Annotated in this window: 6 protein-coding genes; all 6 read left to right on the top strand. The window is 42.5% G+C overall.

The genetic code is table 11. From position 1 onward, the window contains the following. Positions 1-42 precede the first annotated feature (42 nt). The 6 genes from ACPK8D_RS02180 (at position 43) to ACPK8D_RS02155 (ending at position 14,914) form a co-directional block, all read left to right on the top strand. Positions 43-1,755 (top strand): hydantoinase/oxoprolinase family protein, encoded by a 1,713-nt coding sequence (locus ACPK8D_RS02180; RefSeq protein WP_424716202.1) that lies wholly within the window; start codon positions 43-45, stop codon positions 1,753-1,755. Beyond that, positions 1,752-3,335: a histone deacetylase family protein gene (locus tag ACPK8D_RS02175; protein ID WP_424716201.1), complete on the top strand. Its 1,584-nt coding sequence runs from the start codon at positions 1,752-1,754 to the stop codon at positions 3,333-3,335. Before ACPK8D_RS02180 ends, ACPK8D_RS02175 begins: the two co-directional genes overlap by 4 nt. 807 nt (positions 3,336-4,142) lie before the next feature. Next, positions 4,143-7,229, top strand: coding sequence for a NosD domain-containing protein (locus ACPK8D_RS02170; RefSeq protein ID WP_424716200.1), 3,087 nt, complete (start codon positions 4,143-4,145; stop codon positions 7,227-7,229). An 897-nt stretch (positions 7,230-8,126) separates the two neighbouring features. After that, positions 8,127-10,178 (top strand): right-handed parallel beta-helix repeat-containing protein, encoded by a 2,052-nt coding sequence (locus ACPK8D_RS02165; RefSeq protein ID WP_424716199.1) that lies wholly within the window; start codon positions 8,127-8,129, stop codon positions 10,176-10,178. 346 nt (positions 10,179-10,524) lie between these two features. Next, positions 10,525-12,825 (top strand): PGF-pre-PGF domain-containing protein, encoded by a 2,301-nt coding sequence (locus ACPK8D_RS02160; protein ID WP_424716198.1) that lies wholly within the window; start codon positions 10,525-10,527, stop codon positions 12,823-12,825. A 721-nt stretch (positions 12,826-13,546) separates the two neighbouring features. Beyond that, positions 13,547-14,914 (top strand): NosD domain-containing protein, encoded by a 1,368-nt coding sequence (locus ACPK8D_RS02155; RefSeq protein WP_424716197.1) that lies wholly within the window; start codon positions 13,547-13,549, stop codon positions 14,912-14,914. Positions 14,915-14,950: the final 36 nt, after the last annotated feature.

Raw genomic sequence — 14,950 nt, 5'->3', positions numbered from 1 at the left:
TAGAATAAAAGAACACATATAGCGAGGATAGGCGAATTGTGAATGCTAATAGGAATCGATGTCGGAGGCACTACCACGGATGCAGTGCTAATCCGGAATGGAGAAGTATGCAGTACTGCCAAGGTTTCCACTGAGTCAGGGAATCTTCTGAACTCCCTGCTTGAGGCCCTTGATGCGATCAGCAGGGATGTTCCTCCTGAGCAGCTGGAAAGGGTGGTATTCAGTACAACCGTAATAACAAATCTTATCGCCGAAGGCAAAACTGACCGTGTAGCCCTGGTGCTTATTCCGGGACCTGGCATTAACCCTGCAAGCTATACTTTCCCTGACAGTTTTTACCTAGAAGGGGCTATGGATTACAGGGGAAGGGAAATCCAGCCTCTCGATGAGGCCGAAATCAGGAAAGCTGTGAATTTGATCCGGGAATCCGGATTTCCGAGAGCAGCCATTCTAAGTAAATTCGGGCAGAGAAACCCTTCCCATGAATTAAGGATAGAGGAGATCTTCAGGGAGATCCATCCTGGCTGTAAACTGGAACTCGGGCATAAGGTTTCGGGAAAACTGAATTTCCCAAGAAGGATAGCGACTGCCATGCTTGCCTCTGCTACCAGGGAGCGCTATCAGGAGTTCGTTCAGAAAATCAGGAAAGCCCTTGAAGAGAGAAATATTCGGGCTCCTGTTTATATCCTGAAAGCCGACGGAGGAACTCTCCCGGTTGAGAAATCAATAGAATTTCCTGTGGAAACTATCTTTTCGGGCCCTGCTGCCAGCACAATTGGGGCTCTTGCCCTTACCCCTGAGGGACAGACCTCGGTGGTAGTGGATATAGGAGGGACTACTACAGACCTTGCATTAATCCTTTCAGGCAAGCCCCTTCTGGCTTCTAAAGGCGCAAAACTCGGAGGCTTCCTGACACATGTCCGGGCCTTTGCTGTCCGCTCGATAGCTGTGGGAGGAGACAGCGTCGTAAGGGTTAAGGGTACGGATACCGGTACGAAGCTGATAACGGTCGGCCCTGACAGGGCAGGCCCTGCTTACTGTATGGGAGGAAAAGAAACTACCCCGACTGATGCCCTGAACGTCCTCGGGCTTATCGAGGTAGGAAATCCCGAACGGGCAAGCGAAGCGATAAAAACAACAGCTTCGGACCTGGAAAAATCCGAAGTTGAAACTGCGTCCCTGATAGTGGATAAAGCTGCACAGATGATTGCTGATGCAGTCAATGCGATGTTTCTTGAATGGGAACAGGAGCCTGCCTACAGGATATGGGAGGTCCTGCAAGAGAAGAAGGCGAGACCTGAAAATGTGGTCGGAATCGGAGGAGGAGCAAAAGGTCTGATTGCCGAGATTGCGAAAAAACTTAATGCAAGACCTGTTATCCCTGAATACGCCGAGGTTGGAAACGCTATAGGAGCAGCCGTTGCAAGACCCACGCTTACTCTGAACCTGCACATTGATACTGAACAGAAAGTGTACTCTGTCGCCGAGGAAGGAGAGATTGTCAATCTAAGTGCAGCAGAACTTGGGAATTTCAATAAAATACACCTCGATGAGGCTGAATCCCTTGCCGCAAAGCTCCTGAGGGAACGTGCGAAAGACTTTGGAATCTCCGAGTATGCGGGCGAAGCCGAGATTGTTAATAGTGAAGTTTTCAATGTCGTCAACGGCTGGTACACTTCAGGGCGACTTTTTGACGTGGATATGCAGATTCCTGCAGGCCTGATCCCGGAATGGAAAAGGAGGGAAAAAGCATGAAACTGGGGCTTGGAAAAATCAGGGATGTACTGAAAACCGGCTCCGGGGCAGGTATGAAGGAAGGGAAAAAAGAGCAGACAGAAGAGGAAAATAAGGCAGGGAACGAAGAAACTCGGATGATAAATGAAGAAAACAAGCCTGAGACATCCGAGGGAAATGAGGGAAATACAATGGAATTGAAAAAGGCCGGGCTGGAACTGAAAGATGCACCTTTGTCCCCGGCAGACCGCACTGAGGCCAAAAAGACAGGCCTGATTTTCTTCCCTGCCTTTGACTGGGCCATTTCGCCGACGCATCCGGAAAGAGAAGAGCGCCTCCTTTATACAAGGGACCAGATCTTTGAAGAAGGCCTGATGGACCTGCCAGAGATAACCGAATATAAACCCCGCCTTGCCGGGTACAGGGATATTGCCAGAGTTCACTTCTGTGTGCCTGATATAAAAGCCCAGGCTACAACTCCTCACCTGATCGCAGCAGGCAGCTGCCTGGTGCTTGGGGATGCCCTGATGAAATCGGAGGTTAAAAACGCTTTTGCGCTTGTCCGCCCGCCTGGACACCATGCAATGACAGTAGCGCACGGGAACAGGGGCTTTTGCAATATCAATAACGAAGCTATCCTTGTCGAGTACCTGCGGAAAAAATACGGGATTCGCAGGATTGCAATTGTGGATACCGACGTGCATCACGGGGATGGAACCCAGGAAATCTTTTATAATGATCCTGATGTGCTTTTTATCTCATTCCACCAGGACGGAAGGACCCTTTACCCGGGCTCGGGCTTTATAAACGAACTTGGAGGCCCAAAAGCCCTTGGCAGGACGATTAATATTCCCCTGCCGCCAGGAACCCCTGATGAAGGCATACTTCACGTGCTCGATTCCCTGGTGCTTCCGATTCTTGAGGATTTCAAACCTGAACTTGTACTGAATTCTGCGGGACAGGATAACCACTATACCGACCCTCTTGCAAATATGCGCTTTTCCGCACAGGGCTATGCAAAATTGAATGAGAAACTTGCCCCTGACATGGCTGTGCTTGAGGGAGGATACGCAATCCAGAGTGCTCTTCCTTATGTGAACACAGGCATAATCCTTGCAATGGCAGGGCTTGATTATTCCTGCGTAAAGGAACCTGACTTCAAGCCGGGGATGTTTGTCCAGGCTGCGAGGGACAGAAAGACGCTGGAAGAGACGGTTGCAGCCCAGCTCGAAAACTGGAAAAACAGGGACAGGCTAGTAGAGACAGAGGTGGCAAAACACGGAGACTTCTACAGCAGGAAAAAACAGATCTTTTACGATACGGATATGATTCAGGAGTTCCAGGAAGAGACAATCCGGATGTGCCCGGACTGCCAGGGCTACAAGACCATAGACTCCCGTGCCCACAGGAGCATAAACGATACCAGGATCTTCGGGGTCTCGATTCCGATCTACGCCTGTGATAACTGCCAGGCTGAAGCCAGGGAAGAGTACAGGAAGAGGCTGAATCATCCGGAATACGAGTATGTTTACCTTCAGGATAAAAAAGAGGATGAATACAGGGCATATAACTCGAGGAAAAAACAGGAAACGGTTTACTAAGGCAGGAAAGAATCTGTTGAAGCAGGAAACAAGTTATTAAAATTTGTACAGATCTTTTTTCATTTTATCCCTGCTTATTTCTCTTATTTCTTTCCAGCCTCCCAACTCTATTGTCTCTTATTTTTTCCAGCCTGCCGTATCTTCCCTTATTTTTCACCCGGCGAATAACCAGGGTCTGAAGGGAATTTTTTCCGCCTGAGATTTTCTAGTAGCTACAGGACAACGAGTAGGTTACCTCCAGGCATTCAGATTCGAAGCTATGGCGCGTTTTGCGCCAGTATCCTTTTTGAATGAGTAATAGGAAAATACATGCATAATTTTTAAGAGAAAATTTGTGAAGATTACCCCATTTTTTTGAGGCACTTACTAAATATATTAATTTTGCCCTTCAACGTCAAAATATTCAGATTATTCGCAGGTTCGCAGATAGTTTAAAAACCGTGATTGATGGCTTGACAGTAGCTGAAGAATAGACACTGCCCGTTGATTCCGGCAGTCAGTTAAAGGTGAATAAAGAATGGGATGCAGCCTGTGTTAACTCATTTTCAGTTTAATATAATCAAAAAAGGATTGTGGAGAATAAGGGAGAGGAACCCTGAGAGAATTCCAGTAGACTGGAACGTTATTTCACAGTCTTGTCTTTTTTAATATTTTCAAAAATATGTTAATTAAACCGCTATGTTTATATTGTATTTGCAATTAGTTTCTAATTAATTTAAGGGAGTGATATTCCAATCTATTTTTATTTGTATGGAGGAATTCAACATAAACAGAATAAAACTTTTGTTACTAACCTTTTTAATACTCATGCTAAGCTCCGGCATCGGGGCAGCGGCTGAAATTCACGTCAACCAGACGTCAATACAGGCCGCAGTGAACAGTGCAAACCCCCAGGGTGATACGATAATCGTACACCCGGGTACTTATAATGAAAATCTTGACCTGAGTAGAATTAGCAACCTGATACTCATGTCAGCGTCGGGAAACCCTGATGATACAAAAATTGTTTCCAATGACACAGGCAAAAATGTTATCTCTGCCACAAGTAGAATGAATCTGGTAATTAAAGGCTTTACCATCAGTGGGGCCACAACAGACCACTCAGGTATCTACCTGCGTAGCTGCAATGGCTGTACCATTGAAAATAATAAATTTTTAGATGATGCCATGGGAGTATATGCAGTATCTTCCTTTAATACTACCATACGCAACAATACAGCTGCCAAAACCAGTGAAGTTGGAACAGGTAGGGGAATTAACATTGAAGGGTGCGATTTAACCAATGTTTCGAGCAATACGGTTTCAGATCAGAGGTTTGGGATTTATTTTTCCGGATCCCATCGTAATACTGTCTCAGGAAATTCTGTTAGCAACAGCGTTAATGACAGTATAGTTATGTCTTCCTCAAACAGTAGTACCCTCGAAAACAATACCGTAAAATCAAATGCAAGGTTCGGAATTTCCCTTTCAGGTTCAAGCAACGATATCCTTAGAAACAATAAAGTGTCCAATGGGGTCAATGGAGTTTACCTGGTATGGTCCCCTAAAAATACAATTTCAGGTAACACCGTAAATTTCGGCAGTCAACATGATATTATGCTTGACAACTCAAGCGACAACAGCCTGACAAGTAACAACGTTTCAAGCAGCCCATACGGGATAGCTGTAAGGTATTCCAATAAAAACATCATTACCGGCAATACTGCATATAATAATACCCTGGGTCTCTACGTGACCCTTACATCTACAAAGAATACAGTTTCGGGCAATAAGGCAAATTCAAACAGGGGTTCCGGTATCGGTCTTTTTATGGCAATTGATAACCTCGTAGAAAACAATGAAGCAAATTCGAATACCAATCAGGGTATCACTCTGGACAATTCAAACAATAATAAGATTTTCAACAACAGCGTATCCCAGAACGCAAGAGGTATTTATGTAAGCTCACTTTCTCGCAGAAACATACTTTCAGGCAACATCGTGAATTCTAATTCCGGTAACAGTGGCTTTAGCGCTGACGGTATCCTTCTTGAGAATTCAAGTGAGAATAACGTTACCAGTAACATTGCAAATTCAAATCTCAGATATGGGATCTATGCGGTAAATTCCAATAACAGTTACATCGAAAACAATACAGTGCAGAATAATGTGAGAGGTATCAGCCTGCTTGGATCAACAAACAGTACAATTTCTAAAAACATAGCCTCTGATAGTACTGGATCTGGATTGTACCTATCGCTCTGTAATAATAGTATCCTTTTGAAAAATATAGTTAATAACAACGCTGAAGGTATTTCCCTCGACTCCTCTGAGATCAATGTAGTTTCTGGCAACAACATCAGTTCAAACGGTAATGGAATTTACATGTGCCCCAGAAGCTATGGAAACCGGGTCTATGATAACTGTTTCAACAATATCAACAATGCAAATATCAGGAACAATAGAAGTTCCTGGAACATGGAAAAAACTTCAGGCAAAAACGTCATGGGTGGACCAACTCTTGGAGGTAACTTCTGGGGAAGTCCGTCATTAATGGGTTTCTCCGATACGAATTCTGATGCAGACGGTGACGGTATTATTGATATCCCCTTCGTTTCAGCCAACGGCAATGTCACAGACAATTACCCGCTGATACGTGTAGTGCTGCCTGTAGCAAATTTCAATGCCAAGTCCACAAAGGGTTTTGTCCCTCTCACTGTTGAGTTTACGGATTCCTCACAGGATGCAAGCTCGATAAGCTGGGATGTTAATGGTGACGGAAAATCCGACAGTAATAATAGTACCTTCGTCTACGTGTACCAGACCCCCGGAATCTATAATGCCAGTCTGACAGCGAGCAACAAAAATGGTACGGATTCAAAATCTGTGCAAATAACTGCGGAGCTATTTAAAGTTCAGCCTGTTGCAGACTTCAGCGCCAATGTAACGAGCGGCTATGCTCCCCTTTCAGTCCTGCTTACCGACAGGTCGCAAAACGCAACCTCAAGGAGCTGGGACTTCAATAAAGACGGAATCGGGGATTCCAACGAGTCAAGCCTTGTTTATGTGTACACTACTCCCGGAACCTATACTGTTAGCTTAACCGCGACAAATGCAAACGGCACTTCCCCGGCAAAAACTGCTCAAATAAACGTAATGCAGGTAATCATTCCAGACGACGATGATGATGGAGGATCCAGCCACAGCAGCAGCGGTGGAAGCAGTGGCGGCGGCGGCGGTTCCCCTGAACCTGCGAGAAATGTCCAGGTTAAAGAGATTTCACAGGCACATGTTGCAAACGGGAAGCCTGTAAAGTTTGATTTCTCAAAGAATGCAACCTGCGTTGTGTATGTGAGCTTTGATGCAAAGAAGACTGCCGGCAAGACGACAACCATTGCCGAGCAACTCAAAACAAAATCAACCCTGGTTTCCAATCTATCCTCAGGCGAGGTCTATAAGTATTTCAATCTCTGGGTAGGAAACTCAGGGTTTGCAACTGAAAAGAACATTGGAAACCCTGTAGTGTGCTTCAAGATTGAAAAGGCCTGGCTGCAGGATAAAAAGATCGACCAGGCTTCAATCACGCTCAACAGGTACAACGACAAAAAATGGTCACAGCTGCCCGCAAAAATGTTGAAGGAAGATAGCAAGTATCTGTACTTCACGGCGGAAACGCCAGGTTTCTCATTCTTTGGAATAACAGGAAACGCTGTAGAGAAAGAAAGCGTGGTTGAGGCAAAGCCTGTAACTAACACTTCGGAGCTTGAGCAGAATATCACAACAGTATCGGAAACTGAACAGGATGAGAACCCCGATCAGAAAACAGGGAAGGAGAGTCTCACAAGCATACCAGGATTTGAAGTGATCTACGTAGTGGCTTGCCTTATTACGGTCTTTCTGCACAGGAGAAAATAAAAGTACAATTAAAAAGAAAAAATAAAACTAAGAATAAAAAGTAAAGAATAAAAAGTCAAAGCTAAATAATGAGAAGAATAAGAAGAAATAGAAGACAAGATAAAGAAGAGATAGAAGAACAAGATAAAGAAGAAGTAGAAGGTAACTCAATACCTGAAAAAGGTTAAAATTCAATACCGGAAAATGTAGGATGAAGGCATTAAACCTTTATTCCTATTTTCCTGCTTTTTCATTTTCCTTATTTCTTGATTTTTTTCTTTTTATTTTTTTCACACTTTTCCTCATTCTTCTCCTTTGCGACGACTTTTTACTGTTTTCCCAGCCCTTTTTATTTTATCTTTCTTCATTAGTGCTCTAATTTTCCTCTATTTTTTCATTTTCCGCTATTTTTCCAGTGCTGTTTATTTTTTCCCTCCTTCTTTATTTTTTGAAGCGTTTGTTATTTTCCCTCAGCTTTCTGTCTTATGAGCGTCCCTCACTCTTTTCCGTTTCCATCGAACTCGCTCCTCCTCAAAAATTTTCTATCAGGAACAGCGCCGGACATGAACTTTCTACATATGCAGTCGACTCTGGTTTATTGGAGTCGAACCGTACTTTTCACGCATGAGGGTTATTTTTTGTGTCGAGGCAGACAGTCTATCATATTATTAGGAAAGTCGGTCCGGGACATAAGAAAAAAAAGACTAGCTGGTTTATTTCACTGAGCTGGCTATTGATTGCTCTTTGTCTTATATTTTTATCTCTTTATTTTGATATTATTCTGATCCAATAAATTTATATCATTTAATGTTTAAAATCAGATTCATTAATAGAGAATTAAATAATAACTTACATAAAAAGTGGGGGATTTAAATAAACAAACTTGTCACTTTAGCGGTAGCTTTTCTTATTTTTGCGTTGAGTTCGAATATCGGCACTGCGGTTGAGCTCACGGTCCAGCCCGGAGAATCAATTCAATCCGTAGTAAATAATGCAAGTTCTGGAGATGAGATAGTTATAAGTCCCGGAAATTATAACGAGAACATCGTAATAACAAAGGACAACCTTGTAATAAGGTCAGAGTCTGAGAATCCTGGAGACACCGTAATTACGGCTAATAATAACGCTTCAGATGTGTTCTTTATAGATGCAGATAACACAACAATTACGGGATTAAGCATTATGGGAGCCGGGATTGACAGGTCAGGAATCTACCTATCGGGATCCAATAACTGTACCATAGATAATAACAGACTCGTTAATAACGCCCTTGGAATATATGTACAGTATTCAATGTACAATAATATCCTCAATAATACAGTGGAGCAGGGTAAGAGAGCAATTAATGTTGAGAGGTCACATTATAACACAATAACAAATAATGATGTTTCAAGCCAGAGGTTTGGAATTTATGCTACTGCTTCTGAAGGGAACAAACTTTCGGAAAACACGGCAAACATGAATTCTAATCACGGGATTGTCCTGGAAAACTGCAACAATAGCAGGCTGGAAAATAATACCGCAAATGCAAACAACGGTTATGGTATCTACATAGTATACTCAACCAGTAATAACCTGACCGGGAACACCGTAGACTCAAACATGATTTATGGCATCTCTTTTGTCGACTCCAGTAACAGCAACATTACAAACAACACAGCGGTCAACAGCAGCCGGGGCATTTTCCTGTTAAGGTCCGGCGAAAACACAATTCTGGATAATCTGGCTTTAAACAACGAGTACGGCATCCGGATTTCTTCAGGAGTGAGCAGCAATATCTCAGGGAATGAGGTCTCGAACTGTAATGCCTCAGGGATTTCTCTACTGAACTCTGTTAACTGTACAGTCAATGAGAATTTGCTGTTAAATGACAGTCTCGGTATAGACCTGGAATTATCCAATAATACGGTTGTTCTTAATAACAGCCTCCTAGAGGGTGGAAGGGGAGTTAGCCTGCGGGATTCGGGTAATAACTCAATATTAAACAACACGGCCTTAAACAACAGGTATGGACTTTATATCCTGCGCTCGCAGTGGAATACACTATTAAATAATACGGCAAGCACAGGAGTTAATCACGGCATTGTGCTGGTAAATTCCACTAACAATAACTTTACAAACAATATACTGAATTCAAACGGAGGTCACGGGGTTTATCTGACCAATTCGAGCACCAATACCTTCGATAATAATACAGCTTCGGGCAATAGCAGAGGAATTTACCTGATATCATCTAATGGAAACGATATCCTGAATAATGCGATTCTGGGTAACAGGGAATACGGAGTCCTGCTATCATACTGCACAAACAATAACATTTCCAGAAACGAGGCTTCCAATAACGGTCGCGGGATTCACCTGAGCACCTCCCAGAACAATATTGTCTCAAGAAACATCATCGCTTTGAACAGTATCTCAGGCATTTTCATGAGTTCTACAAGCAATGGCAACGTCGTCTTTGATAATTACCTGAATAATGTCTTTAATTCCGACGTTAAGGACGGAAGCGAAGGAAATACCTGGAACACTACAAAAACTGCTGGCACCAATATAGTTGGGGGACCATTCGTAGCAGGTAACTTCTGGGCAAAACCTGACGGTACCGGATTTTCCCAGACCGCAACCGATGCGGATGGAGACGGGATTGCTGATGCCGCATATAAGCTTCCAGGCAATAATTATTCGGACTTCCTGCCTCTGGTAGGCGGCTCTGAACCCGAAAGGTCCGTAGCGCCTCCCGCAGAATTCAATATCTCAGGTACCGGAACAGGTACCAGTGAAACGAAAACAAAGGCAAATGAAACGGTTGTCAACAAAACGGAAACAAGTAAGACAGAAAATAAGACTGAAGTAAATACGACAAAAACAAATAAAACAGAAATGGACGATGACAGCAAGGTAGAAATGGACGATGGCATCAAGGTAGAAATGGACGTCGATGAGACGGAAGACGATATGGAACTTGATTGAAGCAGCCTGAAATGTCAAAAGAATAAAGCAACAGACTAAAATTCCGGGATGAGGGCTTGACCCTCTATCCTATTTTCCCTCTATCCCATTTTTCCCTCTATCCTATTTTTCCTGTTTCTGCTTTCCCAGGCATTTTTTAAGTACTTTGTCAGGCATTTTAATTTTTTTCAAAGTCATTTCAGGAAAATTGTTACTGTTATATCAGTACTTTATATTTTTCTATTTTTTGCATTTTTTAATTTCACAGACCTTTGACTGAATCAATATATTTATATTGTTTGCGCTTACTTCCTAATTTATTAAAATAAATTTTAGCAGAATTCTACTTTTATATTGGGGAATCAAAATGAAGAAACTAATCACTCTGCTAACGGCCATGCTCATTTTTGCGTTAGCCTCTGGGATAGGGGCAGCGAATGAGATTTACGTTAATTCGACAGATTCTATACAGGCTGCTGTAAGTAGTGCAGTTTCAGGCGATGTGGTAATCGTTAAACCCGGGATATATACCGAGAATGTTAGAATCACTAAACCAGATCTAGTAGTAAGGTCCGAGTCCGGGAAGCCTGAAGATACTATAGTTAGGGCTAAATTAAATACAAGTGCATTCTACATGGCAGCAAGTAACACTACAATTAGCGGGTTTAAAATTGAATCCGCTGAAACCGGAATTTATATGTTTAGCTGCAGTGGCTGTACGGTTACTAACAATTATCTTTCTGACAACAAGATAGGGATAAATCTGTATAGTTCGAATTACAACAAGATTTTGGGAAACAGAGCAAACTCAAATAAACAGTACGGGATTCAACTCTTAAATTCTGAAGGAAACACGCTCTTAAACAACAGTGCAAATTCAAATGAAAGAGGCATTAATCATTTAAACTCAAACAAAAGCACGATTTCAGGCAATAATGTCTCGAATAACAAGAATTATGGAATGTGGATTTCGCTTTCGAACTATAACACGATCTCTGGAAACAAGGCTAATGAAACCAGTGGAGGTATCAATCTGGATTCCTCCAGTGATAACACGCTTTCCGAAAACATTGTTGCTTTTAATAATGTATCCGGCTTTTACGAGTGTCCAGCCTGCCGCAGAAACCTGATTTTCAATAATTACGCCAATAATGTCCGTAATGCAAACATCAACAGCAGGGACACCACCTGGAATATAGAGAAGACATCTGGCAGAAATATTGTCGGAGGGCCCTTTATAGGAGGCAATTTCTGGGCAAAACCTGACGGCACGGGGTTTTCGCAGACCGCAACCGACAGAGATGAAGACGGGATTGCTGATGCTGTATATACTGGCGACTTACAGAACGTTACGGATTACCTGCCTCTTGCACTTTTTTCCAGCCCACAGCAGCCAATCCTGCCTGTGGCAAATTTCAGTGCCAGTGTAACCAGCGGTTATGCCCCTCTTGCGGTTCAGTTTACTAACCTGTCGCAAGATACGGTCTCGTGGAGCTGGGATTTTGAAAGTGACGGAAATATAGACTCCAACGATAAAAATCCGGTTCATACGTATACGATTCCAGGAAACTATACCGCTAACCTTACAGTAAGCAACGAAAACGGCACGGACTCAAAAACTCAGGAGATTTTTGTGCAGGAAGTACAGCATGAAGACAAAATTTATCCTGTTGCGGATTTCAGCGCCAATGTAACGAGCGGCTATGCTCCCCTTTCAGTCTTGCTTACCGACCTTTCACAGAATGCAACCTCAAGAAACTGGGACTTCAATAAAGACGAAATCGGGGATTCCAACGAATCAAGCCTTGTTTATGTGTACACTGCTCCCGGAACCTATACTGTTAGCTTAACCGCTATCAATGCAAACGGCACTTCCCCGGCAAAAACTGCTCAAATAAACGTAATGCAGGTAATTCCAGAAGACGATGATGATGAACCCAGCCACAGCAGTGGTGGCGGCGGTTCTCCTGAACCTGCAAGAAACGTTGAAGTAAAGGAACTTTCACAGGTACGGGTTACGAACGGAAAGCTTGTAAAGTTTGATTTTACAAAGAATGCAACCTGCGTTGTTTATGTAAGCTTTGATTCTAAGAGGACTGCCGGCAAGACTACAACCATTGCCGAGCAGCTCAAAACAAAATCAACCCTGGTATCCAATCTATCCTCAGGCGAGGTCTATAAGTATTTCAATATCTGGGTTGGAAACTCAGGGTTTGCAAGCTCAAAGAATATTGAAAACCCTGTAGTGTGCTTCAAGGTTGAAAAGGCCTGGCTGCAGGATAAAAAGATCGACCAGGCTTCTATCAACCTCAACAGGTACAGCGACAAAAAATGGTCACAGCTGCCCGCAAAAATGTTGAAGGAAGATGACAAATACTTGTACTTCACAGCAGAAACCCCGGAATTCTCGTTCTTTGCAATAACAGGGAAAGCCATAGAGAAAGAAGCTGGGATTGAAATAAAGCCTGAAACCAGCACTTCGGAAATTAACCAAAATAGTACAACAGTATCGGAAACTGAACAGGAACAGAAACCCGAACAGGAAAGTCTCACAGGCACATCCGGATCTGAGAAGGGAAGTCTCACAAGCATACCCGGATTCGAAACACAATATGTGATAGCTTGTCTTCTTGTTGGATCTATTATATCCCTAAATAAAAGAAAATAAGCGTATAATTAAGAAATGAAGAAGTCAGGGAATTTATTTGAATAAAGGATGAAGGTTTGATACCTCATCTTATTTTTTATTTGATACGCCCATAATTCATGAGAAACAAGAAAGGTTTCAACAGTCATTGTTTAACTTTAGCATGATTATTTCGGGTCAGCAGGGTGAATTTGATTTTCAGTAAGGTTATTCGGCTTTCAATATGTTAGCCTGATTTCGATATGTCAGCTTGATTTCAATATGTCAGCTTGGTTTCAATATGTCAGCTTGATTTCAACAGGATTAATACAATTTCAACATAGCCAGTCCTATTTCATCGCAATTGAGCGCATTTAATCAGGCTATATCTAATTTTTTTCAGACCTGTATATAAGCTAACGTGCTGTTTTTCCTTTTTACTTATTTTGATTTAAACCAGCATATTTATATTCTTATATACATTATTCCGGCTATTCTTACAATTTATATAAAAAATTCCTTAGAGATAGAGCAGTTCCATGCATAAAAGCGTGCGAATTCCTGCATTTTATTCAGATAAGAATCGAGTAAAGCATGACTTACGCGGCAGTTTGCAAAATATTTATGCCGATTTACGCGGTTGTTTAAGGAACTGATACTTTAATTTACGCAGTACGATAATTTATACAGTTGTTTAAAACAAGTTTGACAACAAAAATTTCATTGCTTTCCTTGAAGGGACGGAGGAATTGGAATAAACAAATTGATCACTTTACTGTTAGTTTTTCTTATCCTGATATTAAGCTCTGGTATCGGAACGGCGGATGAGATCTTCGTCCAGTCAGGAGAGTCCATACAGGCCGCTGTGAATAGTGCAGTTTCAGGCGATGTGATAATTGTAAAGCCCGGAACTTATACCGAGAACATCAAAGTAACCTTACATAACCTGGTTATAAAATCAGAGTCAGGGAACCCTGCAAATACGATAATAATTGCTAAAGACCCGGCTGCAGATGTGTTCAGTATAGAGTCAAATAAAGTTACTATTAGCGGATTTAAAATAATGGAGTCAAAAAATGACGGGATCTATATGTACCAGTGCAAAAACTGCACTGTTGAGAACAATAGATTGCTGAATAATACTGTTGGAGTATATCTGAAGAATTCGGAGTATAACCTGATTCATGGCAACCTGATAGGAAAAGGCGAGAAGGGCATTGATATCGATCAGTCCAGTTATAACACAATCTCCGAGAATAGAGCTTCAAAAAACCGGTACGGATTCTATTTCCCGAACTCCGAAGGAAATGTTATCTCAAATAATACGCTTTCGGAAAACAAAGACTACGGAATTTTGCTTTCGACTGCATCAGGCAACACCCTTTCAGGAAACAAGGCTTCCGATAACGGCAGGGGCATCCACCTGGGCAATTCGGACAGCAATAAGATCTCAGATAATACTATTGTTTCAAACAAGGTCTATGGGCTTTTTATATGTCCTAAAAGCGATAAGAACCGTGTCCTCAATAATCACTTCAATAATACTGTCAACGCTGAAGCTAATAATGGGACCGACAATATATATAATATCGAAAAAACCGCAGGTACGAACATTGTCGGCGGGCCATACCTTGCAGGAAATTACTGGGCAAAACCCGATGGATTCGGGCCTTCGGAAATCACGCCTGATGCAGACGGGGACGGCATTGCTGACAAAATCTACAGGCTTGAAAACAGCGACTATGTCGATTCCAGGCCTCTCGTAGCCGTCGAGATTCAGGAACCCGTTCTTCCGATTGCAAATTTCAGTGCCAGTGAAACCAGCGGTTATGCTCCTCTTTCGATCCAGTTTACCGACCTTTCGGAAAATGAAACCGAAAAACACTGGGATTTTGAGAGCGACGGAAACCTCGATTCAACGGATGATAACCCGGTTCATACCTACGCAGCGCCTGGAACCTATACCGTTAATCTTACCGCAGGCAACGAAAACGGGACTGCTTCCAAAGTTTTCATAATAACCGTTATAGAAGAAAATAAGACGCAGAATGGAATTACGGGCTTACCTGGCTTCGAATTGGTTTACGGAATGCTCGGTTTGCTTGCCGTCGTCCTGCATAGAAAAAAATAAAGTAATTCGGAAGAACAATCGATTAAGAAGGGAGTG

The organism is Methanosarcina sp., from assembly GCF_049706645.1.
Classification (GTDB): Archaea; Halobacteriota; Methanosarcinia; order Methanosarcinales; family Methanosarcinaceae; genus Methanosarcina.
The sequence above is the reverse complement of the archived record's forward strand: the minus strand, read 5'-3'. Positions and strand labels throughout refer to the sequence as shown.

Bases quoted from the DNA above. Each gene is read 5' to 3' on its own strand.
- ACPK8D_RS02180 (WP_424716202.1), top strand. From the start codon at position 43: ATGCTAATAGGAATCGATGTCGGAGGCACTACCACGGATGCAGTGCTA.
- ACPK8D_RS02160 (WP_424716198.1), top strand. From the start codon at position 10,525: ATGAAGAAACTAATCACTCTGCTAACGGCCATGCTCATTTTTGCGTTA.
- ACPK8D_RS02175 (WP_424716201.1), top strand. From the start codon at position 1,752: ATGAAACTGGGGCTTGGAAAAATCAGGGATGTACTGAAAACCGGCTCC.
- ACPK8D_RS02170 (WP_424716200.1), top strand. From the start codon at position 4,143: ATGCTAAGCTCCGGCATCGGGGCAGCGGCTGAAATTCACGTCAACCAG.